The sequence below is a fragment of the Methanosarcinales archaeon genome, from assembly GCA_014859725.1.
GTDB lineage: Archaea > Halobacteriota > Methanosarcinia > Methanosarcinales > Methanocomedenaceae > Kmv04.
On record JACUTQ010000283.1, the window covers coordinates 1 to 1,678 of the forward strand.

2 protein-coding genes are annotated in these 1,678 nt (G+C 36.7%); one reads left to right on the plus strand and one right to left on the minus strand.

The window, feature by feature from the left end; translation table 11 throughout:
* Positions 1–227: 227 nt before the first annotated feature.
* The gene (locus IBX40_13305) at positions 228–401 is read right to left on the minus strand and encodes a DUF2080 family transposase-associated protein (GenBank protein MBE0525289.1); all 174 of its coding nucleotides are present in this window, start codon (positions 399–401) and stop codon (positions 228–230) included.
* Positions 402–457: 56 nt separating this feature from the next.
* On the opposite strand from IBX40_13305, the gene IBX40_13310 reads away from it, so the two are divergent.
* The gene (locus IBX40_13310) at positions 458–1,258 is read left to right on the plus strand and encodes an ISNCY family transposase (protein MBE0525290.1); all 801 of its coding nucleotides are present in this window, start codon (positions 458–460) and stop codon (positions 1,256–1,258) included.
* Positions 1,259–1,678 lie beyond the last annotated feature (420 nt).

The window sequence follows — 1,678 nt, forward strand, 5'->3', positions numbered from 1 at the left end:
CGAACATCAATTGCATAACTCCCGTTTTTTAGTGATGCAGGTTATAGAGGCTGCCCCACAATTATTTAGAGTAATATAATTTTTCTTTAATTTTCGATTTAAAGGCCAATTTGGCCTTCCTTTTTTCGGATTATTGAATTGCTGGACAGCCTCTATATATTTCAAAACAAACTAACCATATATATACATATTGCAAGAGCAGGCTGTGGGACAAAATAATACCTGCTTTATTCTATAACAGCTTTGGTAATTATTACATAAACCCTTCTTCCAATATACTTTCTAGGAACATCCGCCTTAGCAGAGGTTCCAAAAGGAGTTACCACTTTTTCTAAGAAACCCTCTATTTCACTGTCCTTCAAAACTAAGTTTCCTTTTTTGAGTTCTACTATTCTTGCCATACTATTAGATATCTATAGATATCTATATAAACCTTTGTATCCAATAAAAGACCATTATGAGAAGCCAGGATATAACAGACAGATTGAAGGAAATAGAAGATTTTCTGCTTGATGAGTACAAAGAAAACAAGGAAAAAAAGAAACGGGATTGGCGGACATACGAGCAGCAATTAATGAATCGAATAAAAGGAGCAATTAAGAACCTTGAGCCTTTGATAAATGAGTCAATAAACTTTAAAATTCATAGAGGACAGGGAAGAGTACCTGAACTTGAACTCAAACAGAAAGTCATGATTCTTTTATTGAAAGAGTTGTTCGGAAAAAGCAACAGAATGATGGCATCTATGCTATCAGTATTTTCACTGCTTTCCGGCATTGATGTCAGCTATAAGACTGTTGAGAGATTGTACTCAGATCCTGAAGTGGAGATAGCAATTCATAACCTGCATATACTGATTTTAAAAAAGAAAGGAGTAAAGAGTGAAAAAGAAGCCTTTGATAGAGCTATGGAAATGCTAAAGGGTATCGATATTGAGATCGATAGCGTAAGACTTGATAAATATTACAGTTTTCCTTCGTATGTCGATAAATTCGGAGAAGCGAAGGTCTATGTTATTCCAAGAAAAAATGCAACATTGAAAGGCTCATGGAAATGGAAAGATACAATGGAAGAATTTGTGAATCACACCCTTTCATATCTTGAGCAGTATTATTTAAGGAATAACTCTGAATCTGGATTCTCAGCAGATAAAAGATGGTTTGGATGGACAGTGGGACAAAAAAGGGATGATAGAATTGAAACTGCATTGAGTTGTACTGGCATCTGGCACAATTTGCTGAATTTGTACCCCTCTTAATTTTGTCCCACAGCCGCAAGAGCAGTATGAAAATATTGTGCACAGTATATGCTGTCCAGATTATAATAAACCTCAAAATATTTCACTTTTTCGCCGTTATATTTTTTAGTAGCGTAAATAATGTTACAATAAGACAACCATGAAACTAACAGGACACAAGAAAATGCACATAGCACCCATGGGCTACGAAATAGACCGCATCGAATTGGTCGTGAAGAGGATCTGTGCTGACCGGGTCCGATAAAACACATTCATGCATGCTAACTCCCACATTTAGCCCTCAACATCAATCATCTGACCACAACCACTTTAGCATAGTAAAGACATCACCCCCGGGCAGCCAACCCCACACCATGATATCCCCACTCTCAGGCTTGCTGTATTATTCACTCAAATCTTCTTACTCCACTCCATGTGAAT

Coding starts and splice junctions, on each gene's coding strand:
- IBX40_13305 (MBE0525289.1), bottom strand. CDS start 401: ATGGCAAGAATAGTAGAACTCAAAAAAGGAAACTTAGTTTTGAAGGAC.
- IBX40_13310 (MBE0525290.1), top strand. CDS start 458: ATGAGAAGCCAGGATATAACAGACAGATTGAAGGAAATAGAAGATTTT.